At 59.0% G+C, this 13,496-nt stretch carries 12 protein-coding genes, 1 tRNA gene and 2 pseudogenes; 8 read left to right on the top strand and 7 right to left on the bottom strand.

Going from position 1 to position 13,496, the window contains the following annotated elements; translation table 11 throughout:
- Positions 1-201: 201 nt before the first annotated feature.
- Positions 202-543, bottom strand: coding sequence for a DUF2147 domain-containing protein (locus P6U16_RS04255; RefSeq protein ID WP_277702731.1), 342 nt, complete (start codon positions 541-543; stop codon positions 202-204).
- 526 nt (positions 544-1,069) lie between these two features.
- Here P6U16_RS04255 and P6U16_RS04250 point away from each other — a divergent pair.
- Entirely contained in the window at positions 1,070-1,336 is a 267-nt protein-coding gene (locus P6U16_RS04250; RefSeq protein WP_277702730.1) for a sel1 repeat family protein, read from the top strand.
- 43 nt (positions 1,337-1,379) lie between these two features.
- Here the strand turns inward: P6U16_RS04250 and P6U16_RS04245 are convergent.
- The 4 genes and pseudogenes from P6U16_RS04245 to P6U16_RS04230 form a co-directional block, all read right to left on the bottom strand.
- A pseudogene (locus tag P6U16_RS04245) lies at positions 1,380-2,494 on the bottom strand (pyridoxal phosphate-dependent aminotransferase).
- A gap of 117 nt (positions 2,495-2,611) precedes the next feature.
- Positions 2,612-2,992, bottom strand: a complete 381-nt coding sequence (locus tag P6U16_RS04240) for a PilZ domain-containing protein (protein ID WP_277702729.1) — start codon at positions 2,990-2,992, stop codon at positions 2,612-2,614.
- Positions 2,993-3,196: 204 nt separating this feature from the next.
- Complete coding sequence (locus P6U16_RS04235; protein ID WP_277702728.1) at positions 3,197-3,610, bottom strand: DUF2177 family protein; 414 nt, start codon at positions 3,608-3,610, stop codon at positions 3,197-3,199.
- Between the two features lie 88 nt (positions 3,611-3,698).
- The gene (locus tag P6U16_RS04230) at positions 3,699-4,055 is read right to left on the bottom strand and encodes a PilZ domain-containing protein (RefSeq protein ID WP_277702727.1); all 357 of its coding nucleotides are present in this window, start codon (positions 4,053-4,055) and stop codon (positions 3,699-3,701) included.
- Between the two features lie 394 nt (positions 4,056-4,449).
- On the opposite strand from P6U16_RS04230, the gene P6U16_RS04225 reads away from it, so the two are divergent.
- The 7 genes from P6U16_RS04225 (at position 4,450) to P6U16_RS04195 (ending at position 10,132) form a co-directional block, all read left to right on the top strand.
- Entirely contained in the window at positions 4,450-6,624 is a 2,175-nt protein-coding gene (locus tag P6U16_RS04225) for a caspase family protein (protein ID WP_277702726.1), read from the top strand.
- 204 nt (positions 6,625-6,828) lie between these two features.
- Positions 6,829-6,918, top strand: a tRNA-Ser gene (locus P6U16_RS04220).
- Between the two features lie 174 nt (positions 6,919-7,092).
- Positions 7,093-7,278, top strand: coding sequence for a hypothetical protein (locus P6U16_RS04215; protein ID WP_277702725.1), 186 nt, complete (start codon positions 7,093-7,095; stop codon positions 7,276-7,278).
- Positions 7,279-7,349: 71 nt separating this feature from the next.
- A complete protein-coding gene (locus tag P6U16_RS04210; protein ID WP_277702724.1) occupies positions 7,350-7,604 on the top strand; it encodes a hypothetical protein in 255 nt (84 codons plus the stop codon).
- A gap of 119 nt (positions 7,605-7,723) precedes the next feature.
- Positions 7,724-8,095: a hypothetical protein gene (locus P6U16_RS04205; protein ID WP_277702723.1), complete on the top strand. Its 372-nt coding sequence runs from the start codon at positions 7,724-7,726 to the stop codon at positions 8,093-8,095.
- A gap of 310 nt (positions 8,096-8,405) precedes the next feature.
- Positions 8,406-8,642 carry a hypothetical protein gene (locus P6U16_RS04200; protein WP_277702722.1) on the top strand — a complete coding sequence of 79 codons (237 nt, stop codon included), beginning with the start codon at positions 8,406-8,408 and terminating at the stop codon, positions 8,640-8,642.
- Positions 8,643-9,163: 521 nt separating this feature from the next.
- Positions 9,164-10,132 carry a porin gene (locus P6U16_RS04195; protein WP_277702721.1) on the top strand — a complete coding sequence of 323 codons (969 nt, stop codon included), beginning with the start codon at positions 9,164-9,166 and terminating at the stop codon, positions 10,130-10,132.
- A gap of 150 nt (positions 10,133-10,282) precedes the next feature.
- On the opposite strand, the pseudogene P6U16_RS04190 reads toward P6U16_RS04195, so the two are convergent.
- Both P6U16_RS04190 and P6U16_RS04185 read right to left on the bottom strand, forming a co-directional pair.
- Positions 10,283-11,184: pseudogene (locus tag P6U16_RS04190) on the bottom strand (alpha/beta hydrolase).
- A 92-nt stretch (positions 11,185-11,276) separates the two neighbouring features.
- Positions 11,277-13,370, bottom strand: a complete 2,094-nt coding sequence (locus P6U16_RS04185; RefSeq protein WP_277702720.1) for a lytic transglycosylase domain-containing protein — start codon at positions 13,368-13,370, stop codon at positions 11,277-11,279.
- Positions 13,371-13,496: the final 126 nt, after the last annotated feature.

Below are 13,496 nucleotides of genomic sequence, written 5' to 3'. Positions count from 1 at the left end.
GAACTGATGCGGCTTGTACAGCGGCGTTTGAAACCTACGGGCCAAGACCGTCGCGAAAGGCGAGGGACAGAAGCACGGCAATATTTCAACATTTGGGGATGATTGCGGGCCGCGTTGGCCGCCTAGCCTGTTCGGCGCATAGGGTACGCCCAATGAGGCGGGCATCGACCCGGATTTCGCCGGGTCGATGCGGCTTTTCTTTTACAGGCGCGACCAGGTCTGGGATTTGCACAGCACCTTGAGGACACAGCCTTTCATTTTCAGCGAACTACCGCTGATCGAAGCCGAACCGCTATAGGTCTTGTCATTGGCCGGATCGGTGATCTCGCCGCTATAGGCGTTGCCGCCGCCGTTCATGGAGCCGATCTTGCGGCCCGCGTGTTTTCCGGTCTTCAGGGTGATGCAGTAGCCGCCGCCGCATTGCGTGATCGCCGCGGTCTCGCCGCTTGCGGTCTTCCAGTTGCCGACGATGGGTTCTGCTGCCAGGCTGGCACTTGCCGATGCAAGGGCGATGGCAGCGGTTAGAATCAGTGTCCGGATCATATGTCCTCCTCCAGGGTTCACATCTGATGATGCGCATTATGATGGCGGGCAGTCTCCTCACCACCCGATATAAAGGAAAATAACTTACGCGGACGTAAAGGTAAATATGCCTTAACGCTGCTTTTGCCGGAAATCCGCGGCTTCTACGGCCCTCTGAGCCGGGCATTTTCTCCGGTCTGAAAAAGCCGACCGTTTTTCGTGGTTAGTGATTGGTTGAAATCGGCAGTTGAATTTTTCGTAAAGATTGAGCCAAAAGCTAGCATTTCCAAGCGCTGCCATGTTTAACAAAAACCCAAGTTTACCAATCATTTGAACTTTGTTCGTTTCAAATTAAGCATGCGTTTTAAGCGTGTATTGAAACCCCCGGCGCATACTCAAATCCATAAGACGAGCAGGGAAAAACACCCGCCGAACCCCTTGAGGGACCGAAGCCGCAGAAGACGGCCGGTCCCCAAGGAGCCTCAAAGAAGGCAAGCAAAAACAGGGACTACACGCAGATCAACCAGGTAAAACAGGGACACGGATAATGGCACGCTTTGACATTCAGAATGCTTCGGATGCCACGATGGGTGGCGAAAACCGCGCAGACGTATTTTGTGAAATGGGTTTGATGTATGCAACCGGACGTGGTTGCGATGTCGATCTCATCGCAGCCCATAAATGGCTCAACATCGCCGCGATCAAGGGCTCCGACCGGGCCGCAGCGCTCCGCGCCGATCTCGCTGCCGTCATGAGCAAGATGGAACTTGCAGCAGCGCTGCGCGCCGCCCGCGAATGGATGACCATGCACTGAGTAAGCCAATAGGAATGAGATAATTTTTCCTACTACCGACCAGCTACCCCACTGCCGCAACGACTTGCGGCAAGGCTTCCTCCAGAAGCAGCATGTCCGCCTCCGGGCCGGTGCTGATGCGGATGCAGCGGTTGAGCGGGGCAACACCCGGCATGCGGATGAAAATCCCGTGCGCGTCAATGAGGCGGTCGACGATCGCTCTTGAGTATGCAGCATCCCGACCACAGTCGATCGCCACGAAATTCGTGGCGGATGGAAGGGGAAAAGACCTGCACTGCGGGCAATGGCTGAAATCCGCTCGCGGCTGGCGGAAATCCTGAGCAAGACCTCGCCCAGATATTCCTGGTCGCCCAGTGCTGCCAGGGCTGCAGCCGTGCCGATCCTGTTCATGCCGAAATGATTGCGGATCTTGTCGAAGGCCTGCACCGTTCCCGGCGTTCCCACGACATAGCCGACGCGCGCGCCGGCGAGACCATAGGCCTTGGAGAAGGTGCGCGTGCGCACGACATTCGGCGTATCGATTAGTGCGGCGATCGGGGGCAGGGAGTTTTTCGGCCCCGTCTCGCAATAGGCCTCGTCGAGAATGAGCATCGTCGTCGGCGGCAATGCGCGGGCAAAATCGATCACCTGCGCGGCATCCCACCAGCTTCCCATCGGATTGTCCGGATTGGCGAAATAGACCAGCGGCGCGTCCTCGCGGCGCACCGCATCGAGCAATCCGTCGAGATCTTCCTGATCCCCCGCATATGGCACCGTGATCAGCCGTCCACCATGACCCACCACATGAAAATTGAACGTGGGGTAGCCGCCCAGCGACGTCACCACCGGCATTCCCGGCTCGATGACGAGGCGCACAATCTGGCCAAGCAACCCGTCAATGCCTTCGCCGACGGCGATATTGGCGAGCGAGACTCCAAGATGCGTCGCAAGCGTCTGTTTCAGATCGTGATTTTCCGGATCGTTGTATTTCCAGGTCTGGCCGGCGGCCTGGGCAATCGCCTCAAGCACGGACGGCGCCGGGCCGAAGCCGCTTTCATTGGCGCCGATCCGCGCCGCGATCGTTCGCCCGCGCTGCCGCTCGATAGCCTCTGGGCCGACGAAGGGAATGGTGGAGGGCAGGGCCTGGACGAGGGGCGTGAAGCGGGAAAATGCCGACATTGAAGTGTTGTGAACCTGGACAGGAGGAAACAGCGCTCAATCTAGCGTGGTTTGCCGGGAATGGAAGCAAATCCATTCGCCCTGTCCGGGCCGGAGAGCAATGTTTATTCCATTTCGTCAGGCACGCCGTTCCTCGCGCTTGTTCGGCGTCTGGCCGGTGAAGAATTCGTAGCGCACGATTTCATGCAGGAATTCCTCGTTGATCGGCTTGATGAAGTGAACGCCGATCCGGTTGTCCTTGCGGTAGACTTCGGCGCAGCCGATGCGCTTGTTCGTGCCGATGATGTTGAGATAATAATGCTGCGGCAGGCCGATCGTCGTGTTGACGGAGAATGTTGCGCCACCCAGTGAAATATCGATCATCTTGCAGGTCCGTGTCGTTACTCCGCCCAGTGCCGGGCGCACGGCCATCAAGGTGCCGACCTGTCCGATGTTGAAATGTTCATAACGGCGCGTGTACATTTCGGATTTGACGACGGATAAAATCGACTGCGACATGGTAGACCCTTCAGTGGCTATCTGCTCTCCGCCGGGGACCTTGGCTCCTGACCGCGGTCTCCTCCGGGACGGTACAGGTCATCCTCCAACCTGGGTTCCGTCTTCCTCGCATGTTTGCGCAGGAACCTTGCAATCCATTGAAAGCATTTGTTAAAATTTTAAGTTTTGCCATCTCGGCCTGCGCTGAGGGTGCAGCGTCGGCGTTCAGGATGCGGAGCCCGCCAGGCTTTTGGCGACGAGAAAGCCGCAGCTTGCCGAAAATGCGGTGACGAAGGTGCCCCAAGCCATATCGACGAGGCTCATGGTCAGCGGCCAGCCCTTGAGCGTTGCGAGATTGGTGATGTCGTAAGTGCCATAGGCGGCAAGCCCGAGAACCGCGCCGTAGACAAGCGCAATGCCCAGAGATCCGGCCTTGAGGCCCGGAAGGACCGCGAGCAGGACAACGGCGCCGGCGAAGAAGACGTAGAACAGCGCGGCAATCGCCAAATTGGGCGAGGGAAGCATCATGTCGCCGAGCTGGTCGCGGTAGAATGTCTTGGCGACGACGCCGAGCCAGATGGCGTCGGCGATCAGAAGAGATGTGAACGTTCCGGCATAGGCGATCAAAAAGGTTTTCATCCGTCGCTCCCTGTTTGGTCTTGCTACGAGGCGCAGGAGGACATGGATCGTGCGGGATCCAAAAAATGGCCATGGACCGCCGTGACGGCTAAAGCGCCGCGCTCGAGAAGGCTTGGCGGATCAGCCGGCTGACGAATTCCGGAGCAAGCGGGACGTTGAAGCGCACGCCGAGCTCCGTGCCCCGGCGGTGGACCTGCGTGCACCCCGTTTCCTCCGGAAAGCCGACGACCTCCAGGAAGAAATTCTTCGGCAGCTCGATCACCGGATTGAAATCCAGCATCGCGCCGCCGATGGATATATGGCGTAGCAGGCAATTGTACTTTGTCTTCGCCTTCAGGTGCTGACCGATGATCAGGATACGGCAGGGCCGCTCGATATAATAATGCTTGTAGGTCGTGGTCAGTTGACCCGGCTTTGCGTCAGCAACGTGCATCAGCATTGACATGGGAAGCTCCGGAAAAGGATGGCTCTTGGAACGCGGTTCTGCAGCGCAATCGCCTGTTCGGGCAGGGATTTCCCCGACCGTATTCGACGCAGCGTGCGAAATCATTGCCCCGCCAGCCTTGCACTGGCCTTGTGTCTTCATTTCTCAAGCGGACGCTTGATTAAAAAAGAGGAAAGGCGGACATTGAAAGCATAGGCACCATACGTAATAGTTTCAGGCTAAGAGTGGTAGAGCGCGCCTGTCGTCGGCGCGGCCCTTCCATTCGCTCAAAAAACATGTGCCGACCGGGCGCCTGCGCATGGGGTCGCGGGATGTCGGTTCGGATTGCGGAGGGAGAAACATGATAAATGGTCGTTCACAGCGGTGGCTACCGTTGTTTCTATTGGTTGTTTCGATGGCCCTGGTTCAGGCGGGCCATGCCGAGGCTGCAAAGCGGGTCGCGCTGCTGATCGGCAATTCCGCCTATCAGGCGACATCGCAGCTCAACAACCCCGCCAACGACGTCGATCTGATGAAGGCGTCGTTCGAAGATGCGGGTTTTGATTCCGTCACCACGATCCATGATGTTGATCGTGCCACCATGGTGAGGGCTTTGCGCGACTTTGAAGACAATGCCACAGGCGCCGATGTGGCGATCATCTATTATTCCGGCCATGGCATGGAAATGAACGGGCAGAACTACCTGCTGCCCGTCGATGTCAACCTGAAGACCGACAAGGATGTCGAGGACGAGGCCATTCCGCTCGACCGCATCCAGCGCTCGCTCGAAGGCGCGACGAAGCTGAAGCTCGTCATCCTCGATGCCTGCCGCAACAATCCGTTCGAACAATCAATGACACGTTCGATTTCGACGCGCGCCGTCACTCGCGGCCTTGCCCGTGTCGAGCCCGAATCGGCTGACCTTTTGGTGGCTTTCGCCTCCAAGGCCGGCACGGTGGCGCTGGATGGCGAGGGCAAGAACAGCCCGTTTGCCACGGCGCTTTCGAAATATCTGACAGAACCGGGCGTCGACGTGCGCATTGCGCTCGGCAAGGTGCGCGACGAGGTGGTCAACGAGACCAATCGCGGACAGGAGCCCTTCGTCTACGGCTCGCTCGGCGGCGCGCAGATCTTCCTCAACATCAAGGAAGTCAACATCAACGTCACGACGACGGGTGACACCAAGCAGGAAGTGTCCCCCAACGGCCAGTCGGAAGCCGCTGCCGACTGGCAGAACATCCGCGATCTCGCCGACAAGGACCTGATCGACGTCTTCCTCGCCAAGCACGGCCAGGATCCCGTCTACAAGATGCTGGCTGAAAAGAAGCTGAAGCTTTTGACCGAAGCGGCGGAGACCTCCAATGTCGAGCCGGACGAAATCGCCTGGGATGCGCTGAAGCAATCCACCGATGCCGCGGCGCTCACCCGCTTCCTCGAACGTTATCCTGATAGCAAGCACAAGGCCGAAGCGGAGACGCAGATTGCAGCACTCGCCCCGCAGCGCGGGTTGAACATCTCGGAGACGGGCAAGGATACGCAGGCCTCGCGCGATTGTTATCTGCTGGCTGGCGAACCGCAGTCGATGCCGGGCTTTCTCGGCGTCAATTTCCTGAAACTCGATTCCAACCGGGCGCTGACGGCCTGCGCCCAGGCGGTCAATGAAAACCCTGATGACATGATGCTGGTCAACATGCTCGGCCGGGCTCAGGATGCGGGTCGCAACTATCCGGAAGCGCGCAGCAACTACCAAAAGGCTGCCGATGGCGGCAATATGTATGCGCTGACCAACCTCGCATGGTTCTCGATCTACGGCACCGATGGGGCGCTGGATGTCGAGAAGGGCCGGCAGATGTTCCTGCAGGCCGCCAATGCCGGCAATTCCTATGCGCAGGCCTCGCTCGGCTGGCTTTACCGCGAAGGTTATGGCGGCGTGCCGAAGGACTATAACGAGGCCGTGCGCTGGTACCAGATGTCGGCCGATCAGGGCTATGCCAATGCCCAGGCGACGATCGGCTGGTTCTATCGCGAAGGCCTCGGCCTGCCGAAGGACCTGTTCCTGTCGCTCTCCTGGTACCAGAAGGCGGCGGAGGCGGGCGACGCCAACGCCATGTCGTCGCTGGGCTGGGCCTACCAGAACGGCCTCGGCACCGCGCAGGATTATGCCGAGGCGAAGAAGTGGTATGAAAAGGCCGCCAATGTCGGCGATTCCTATTCCATGGCGCTTCTCGGCTGGTTCTACGATGTCGGCAACGGCGTGCCGCAGGACTATGCACAAGCGCGTGCTTGGTATGAGATGGCGGCGAACGCCGGCAGCGCCTATGCCATGGGCAATCTGAGCCGTCTCTATGACTACGGCCTCGGCACCAAATCGGACGCGCGCGAGGCGGCCCGCTGGGCGGCGGCCAGCGTCGAGGGCGGTGATCCCGCGAAGTTCCAGGAGATGAAGTCGTCCCCGAACAACTTCACCCCGGAGTTCCGCAAGCAGCTGCAGGCGCTGCTCAAGGATCGTGGCTATTACTCCGGTCCGATCGACGGCGATTTCGGCGCATCGACGCTCAACGCCATCGACCGTCTGGCGAAGAAGACCTGACGATCGAGACGACGAATGCCGGGCAAACGGCCCGGCATTCACCACACGCTGATCTGACTTCGGATGATAAATCGCGCCTCGCTCCGCCAAAGACCGGCAGCGCCCGCGCCTTGACGGCGGCACACACGGCAAAACCCCGCTTTTTTCACCGCCCGCCCAAAAAGCCTTGCAATGCGGGTTATTGGACCTTAGTCAGGCGCTAACGGAGAGGTGGCCGAGTGGTCGAAGGCGCTCCCCTGCTAAGGGAGTATACCCGGAAGGGTATCGTGGGTTCGAATCCCATCTTCTCCGCCATTTTCCCAGTCTCCTTATAGCCCAAGCTTTTTCTGAACCGTTCACGGTAGCCATTGTTGCACGCTGTGGCAGCGCATTGCTTCCGTGCGCCGACAGATAGAATCCTTATAGACCTTCCGGAACCTTTCCCCTTCCGCCGCGTTATCCGCTCGCCACGAAACCGGGAGGATTACCATGCACGCTGCGGAGCATCTGCGCATTCAATATGATTTTCTGAGCAAGACTGTTTTGCTGGAGTTCAATGGCAACAGTCATGTCCTCGACCAGCGTTATGAGGACAAGGACAGTGCCGAGCGCGCCGCCACCGATTATGCGCGCGAGCATTGGGAATACGTCCCGCCGGCCCCGACCCGGCAATAGGCGCGATCCGGCGGCAGGCGATTGCCGGAACCTTGTCGATCCCCGTCCGTTTCATGCAGAAGGAGAAGGACATGGCCAGGATCAGAGATCTCATGACATCGCTTTCGGCGGAGATTTTCGGAAACAGGCAGGCGAATCCGGTTGCGGGAGAAAAGCAGCCGGAGGCGTTTGTTCAGCCGCGCCGTGAAGGCTCCGCTGGAGGTGCTGGGGGTGGTGCCGGGATAACGGCACGCGATACCGACGGGTGCGAAAATCCAAAGCCCACCCAGCCCGATCCGCAACAGGTCCAGTACCCCGGATATTTCAAGGATGGCGGGAGCCTCTAGCGCTTGGCTGCCCGTGGTCTTTTCTTCAATTTGATCGGCGGTCGTTCACCCAGTGCATGGCAACGGAACTTACACGGTGTCGGGCCGTTGATGTGCATAGGCAATCGAAGGAGAACATTATGGCGACCCATATCGACGAGCGCGGCGACACCGTGCGTTCGCAAGACACCAATCGCAAGGTCGAGGCGAGCGCCGTCGAGGCGCGGCAGGGCCTGCTCGGGCGCCCCGTTCTTTATGTCCTCATCGGTGGCCTGTTCCTGGCAATGATCGCCTGGGGTGCGGCCGAAATCTTCGGGGAATCGGTCGATAACGATCCTGCCACCGAAGTGACGCAGCCGAGCACGGATAACAGCAGATCGGCCGCGCCCGAAGACCAGTCCGTGATCGACAACAGCCCGACCGCCGGTGAAACCCAGCAGACGGCGCCTGCGGATCGCGATCCCACCCCGGAAACGGGCACGGGCGGCGCGTCGCAAACCACGACGCCATAAGAGCGACTGGGACAGCACGGAGGCACAACACGCAAGCGCGTTCGTTTCAGCTTGCACCCTCTGAATTCGCGAGAATCCCGATGCTCGCCAATAGTCGAAGAGTCGCGATCCGCAATGCCGGGCACTATCGCTTCTACTGGAGGGGAACGTCCCTGGATGCCCAAGGCGACATTCCATGGGGCGGAGAAAGTCGATGCAACCGGTCCGGCTCTGGTTTCCGACCGATTGTCAGCGTCGAACGGCCATCGGGCAGATGATCGTTAGGAAAAGCCCGAGGTCAACACATCGGCCCGCATCGGAGCATCGGTTGATGGCGTCGTCCCTTCCGAACGACGGAAACACGGCAACCCTTCCAGTCTACCAGCAGATCGACACTCATGACTCTGCCGAATTGCACAAGGACAGGGTCGAGGTTGGGGCGACGGGTTGTGCTTGGGACCCTGAAGACAGAAAATACGGTGACGATGTCGGTATTTTTGCTTCTGAGCATGAGGCAACCGGCCTGTCGAACGACAACCACGCTCGCGCCGGCGAAGCGCGCGCGTGAATGAGGCTCCGCAAGTGACCGGAGCGATGCGTTTCAGATGTGACAGCAGGCGACATGATTCTTCGTTGCTGATTCTGAAGCAGGCGAAGAATCATCGCAGCGATTCTGCCGCCCTCGACGGAATTGCTCGGCTCCCCAAATGCTGCGGTGCATTTTGGGAGCCGCGAATCTCAGTCGCAAAGCCCGGATTGCCGCGTTTCTGCCTTGTTATGGCGGGGGTGTGGCACTGTGGTTTCACGCTAAGATGCCGGGAATAAAGGGTTTTCTTAAGGTATTGTTAAGAACTGGAAGGTCTGCAAGGCGATTTTGTGTCGTTTCAGCAACAGGGGTAAGGGAAGGGCTGCCGAAACCGGACCAACTCGCAAGTTGGTGATTGCGCCACGGGGCTGGTCTTGTATTTTCAAATCCAGAAGCAAGGGCGGTTGATCGTCCGACTTCTTAAGTGTTGGGGATGGGGCAGGGAATGCTGTCCTTCAGCAAAATACCCAGACCCGTTTGAAACTTTTGACTGGAGGTCAGAAATGAACATTAAGAGCCTTCTTCTCGGCTCCGCTGCAGCTCTCGCAGCAGTATCCGGCGCACACGCAGCTGACGCAATCGTAGCTGCTGAGCCGGAACCAATGGAATACGTTCGCGTTTGCGACGCTTTCGGCACTGGCTACTTCTACATCCCGGGCACGGAAACCTGCCTCAAGATCGGTGGTTATGTCCGTACCCAGATCAACTACGACGAAGTTCCAGGTCCGGCTGCTGACTGGGATGCACGTACACGTGGTTACCTGACGTTTGCTGCCAAGAACGACACCGAGTACGGCACGCTGTCCGGCTACATCAACCTTCAGGCTGATGACAATGCTGACACGTTCCTCGACGGCGCTTGGATCAACATCGCTGGCTTCGATGTCGGTTACTTCTACAACTGGTGGGACGACATGGGTCTCTCTGGCGAAACAGACGTTTCGGCCGGTAACCTGTCCAACGCAATCCGTTACACCTATGACGGCGGCTCTTTCAAGGCAGGTATCGCTGCTGAAGAAGTAACGGGTAACAACACCAATGACGACGTCGGCGTCTCCGGCTACGTTGCTGGCAGCATCGGTGGCGTAACTGCTGACCTCGTTGCTTCCTACGACTTCGACGCAGAAGCCTTCGCTGTTAAGGGTCGTCTCGTTGCTGCAATCGGTCCGGGCGCACTTGGTGTACTCGCCGTATACGCTGATGATCCGAACTTCTTCTGGAGCGTTTCGGAATGGTCGGTTGCTGCTGAATACAAGATTCAGGCAACAGACAAGTTCTTCATCACCCCAGCTGCTCAGTACTTCGGCGACTTCGCATTCGTTGACGGCAACGATGCTTGGAAGGTTGGCGTAACTGCCGGCTACCAGATCACTGAAGGCCTGCGTACGCTCGCTACCGTTAACTACCTCGACGTTGATAACGTTGCGGATGGCGAATGGACTGGCTTCCTCCGCCTGCAGCGCGACTTCTAATCTGATCTGACATCTGTCAGTGATGGAAAGCCCGGCTCTATGAGCCGGGCTTTTTCTGTTTCACGGCCCTATTGCAAAAGGCCTTCATCTGATGGGCGAGGGGAGCCGGGTGCGTGCTGTGCGGTGCTTGACTGAAGCCCGATTGGCGCGTCAGGAGATCGTCTCGATAAAGTCGGAAATCTCGCCGCGAAGCGGCTCGCTATGCAGGATCGGCGCGTGGCCCTGTCCGGACGCCGTGACAGCGTGAAGCCCGGGGTGACGATGTTGCATTTCGTGAAATGTCCTGCTGGACAGGATATTGGAATGCTCGCCGCGGATCGCCATCAGCGGCATATCTTTCAATCCGTCGAACAGGGTCCAGAGGTCCGCCAGCGTCTTGTTTGCATCGAGCGCCTGCAACGGCTCGACCAGCGCGGGATCGAAATCGGGCAGGATCTGACCGTTTTTTCCCGATAGATGGCCCTGGCCATGTCCATCCAGTCTTGATCTGCAAGTGCAGGAAATACCATGCCGTGCACTGCCTTTAGTTGTCCGGCCGCTGCCTGCCAGGAGGCCTGCGGCGGGGCGGGGGACAGATAGTCCCGGATATGCATCAGCCCCGATATTTCGATGACAGGTCCGATGTCGTTGAGAATGACGGCGGCCAAAAGCTCCGGTTTCATCGCCGCCAGAAGATGTAGAATGAGCCCGCCGCGCGACGTGCCGATGAAGATGGCGCGCGGGACATCAAGTGCGGCGCAGACGGCAAGCACGTCGGCTGCCTCGACCGGCAGTTGATAACGGCTCTTGTCATTGTCCCAGTCGGACCGGCCGCGGCCGCGATAATCGAGGCAAATCACCCGGCGTGGGCGATGCTGGTGCGCCTGCCCCAAGGAGAGCCTCAGCGCCAACTGGTGGAAGTCGCGGCTGTTGCGGCTCAGTCCTGGCAGGCAGATAACCGGCAGGCGGTCGGCTATGTCCGGACGGTCTTGGCCGTAGTCGCGCAAATAGAGTTTCAGGCCATCGGCGTTCTCGATAAAACGCTCCGCAAATCCGGTTTCTTCTTCTCGCATGCCGCGCTCCTTGTTTCATCTGCCGATCATAGCGAATGCACACCGAAGCGCGATCATTTTGAGAGCCGGTAGCGATTGGGTAAACCTTGTTGCTATCGTCCGAGACGCAAATCGTGGACGATATCGGTCTTCTGGCCGAGGCGGGATTTGTAGACCTGGTAGTTTTCCATAACCCGCTGGACATAGTTGCGGGTCTCGACGAAGGGAATCCGCTCGATCCAGTCGACAACCTCGTCGATCGATTTGCCGCGCGGATCGCCATAGCGGCCGATCCAATCGGGAACACGACGAGGACCAGCGTTGTAGGCGATGAAGGTCAGGATGTAGGAGCCGCCGAACGTGTCGATCTGCTCACCCAGATAATGGGCGCCGAGCGTCGCGTTATAGGCGGTATCGGTTGTCAGTCGGTCCTGCGAATAGGCAAGGCCATGCCGCCCGGCGACGCCCTTTGCCGTTCCCGGCAGGATTTGAAGCAGCCCGCGCGCGTTGGCCGGCGAGATTGCCGCCGGATTGAAGGCGCTCTCCTGCCGCGCAATGGCGTAGGCGAGGGCCTTTCCGGCGCCTGCAATATTGGCACTGGCGGGAATGACGCCGACGGGAAAGGCAAGCGCTGCCACGTCGATACCGCGGCCGAAGGCAAGTTTGCCGATCTGAAGCGAGAGTTGGTGTCCGCGCGTCTTTTCAGCGCGTGCCGCCAGGATGGCAAGTTCTCCGGGGCTAGTCAGCTCATCGGCCAGAGCGCGATAGAGATTGTCGGCCCGCCAGCCATGGCCTGCCGCTTCCAGCCGGGCGATTGCGCGAACGGCTTCCCGATTGTCGAAATTTGCGCGATCCGCGGCGTTCGGCGAGGGATAGGTGACATCAAGTGTCGTCCGCCCCAACCGCGCAGCTGCCAGCTGTCCATAGAATGTGCCGGAAAATGCTGCCGCCTTTGCGAAATAGTCGGAAGACTTTCCAGGCCCGCCGGCCTCGGCGGAACGCCCAAGCCAATACCAGGCCCTGGATACGGAGATCGGCCTGTTCGACGCCTTGAGAATGCGCTGGAAATGGCTGGCGGCAGTTGCCGGTTCCTCCAGCCCGCGAAGCGCATACCAGCCCGCGTGAAATTCCGCATCGACAATATCCGCCGGGTCTGTCGCGGCGTGGTTTGAAACGATGTTATAGGCCGTTCGGTAGTCGCCCCGATCCACAAGGCTGCGGCTGATGATACGTTGCTCGACCCACCATTCCCCCGTGTCGACGAGCCGGTTTTTGTCCTCGGGCAGGTGAGCCAGAAGTTTGGCAGCCTCTTCATATTTGTTGTTCTTGCGCAGGTTCTCAATGCTGATGAACAGATAGGCGGAGTCATTGCGCCAGGAAGGATCCACGGCAGTAATCAATGCGCCTGCGTTTTTAGCCCCCTTGGCGACGGCGATCCAAGCACGATAAAGCGATTGCGCTTTACCGAGGTCACTGAAACGCGCCGCCTGCTCGGTGCGTCCACGATAGAGAAGCATCTCCATGCGCCGCTTGTGATCGGCTACCGACAAGAGCGTTGAAAATTGCGACAGGATCTTGTCTTCCGCCTCTTTGTCCAGCCGCTCTTTTATCCACAGACCGCCGAGAAGTTTTTCCGCATCGATCTTTTTTCCCGTGGCCAGCAGCGCGCGGGCGAGCACGATTGTGCCTTCCGCTGTTTCCGGGCTTGTCGTTCCAAAAGCGGATAAAACCGCCGAGGCCGGCGGATTTTCTCGCGCCAGTGCCCTTTCGGAATGGCCGCGCAGGGCGTCAAGGCCCGGCCAGCCTTTGAGTTCTCTCTGCGCTTTGGCGATTTCCTGCGACGGAATGCCCTTTTGCCCGGAAGCGGCAATCGCCCAGGTGAGGATATGCCGGTCAAGCGTGCCCGCTGCCATGCCGTCGCGGATTTTCAAGGCAAGCGGCGCCTGCTTGTTGGACAGGGCATCCAGTCCGGATTTCAGATTGGCCGTTGTCTGCTCGGCAAGAGACGCCGCCGCCGACGGGATAGAGCCAGTCACTTCGGCAGATGCAATGCGGCTCGATTTTGCAATATTTTGCGGGCTTGCCACATGCGGATTGGATTTCGGCAGGGGAATGGCCGGTTCCCATGCCCAGGCCGTGAGCCCCGACAGGGTCAGGGCTGCCAGCCCAAGCATCGCACCGACACGGAGAGACGTTTTTCGCCGCATGAAAACCCTATGTGAGCCCCTGATCCATTTTCATTTGCTGCCGGATTTCCTAACGAAAGGTTACCGGATTTGATAAACTTATATCAAACGCCTTGTGCTTGCGCCCGATGCTCCGGCTTCCGCCAT

Source organism: Rhizobium sp. 32-5/1, assembly GCF_029537235.1.
Classification (GTDB): domain Bacteria; phylum Pseudomonadota; class Alphaproteobacteria; order Rhizobiales; family Rhizobiaceae; genus Pararhizobium.
This window is presented reverse-complemented; position numbering and strand designations above follow the sequence as displayed.